Origin of the sequence: Streptomyces sp. NRRL F-4489 (assembly GCF_001509485.1) — a bacterium.
GTDB lineage: Bacteria > Actinomycetota > Actinomycetes > Streptomycetales > Streptomycetaceae > Streptomyces.
The window spans coordinates 1-343 of sequence record NZ_LLZI01000188.1; the positions used below are offsets into that span (position 1 = coordinate 1).

Here is a 343-nt window from a genome sequence, read left to right on the forward strand (position 1 = left end):
CTCCCGGAAGCCCCCCCCCCCCCCCGCCGCCCCCGCCCGAACCCCGCCCCCGCCCCCGTCCCCTCCTACGCAGTCCCCAACCGCCTCAACGCCCCCACCGTCAGCGCCTGGACGCCCATCGTGAGGGTCGGCCGGACGACCGGGACGAAGTGCGGGGAGTGGTTGGAGGGGATGTCCTGGGCGAGCCGCCCGGCCGCCAGGGCGGTGCGGAACTCGTCCGGGTCCCAGCCGCCCAGCCACCAGTAGTACAGCGGCGCCCCGGCGGCGGTCGCCAGCAGTCCGGCGTCCTCGCTGCCGGTCGCCGGCTCGTACGCGAACACCCGGTCCTCACCGAAGAGGCGGG

1 pseudogene is annotated in these 343 nt (G+C 77.3%); it reads right to left on the reverse strand.

Going from position 1 to position 343, the window contains the following annotated elements:
- Positions 1–65 precede the first annotated feature (65 nt).
- A pseudogene (locus tag ADL22_RS14900) lies at positions 66–343 on the reverse strand (amidohydrolase); the annotation flags it as partial.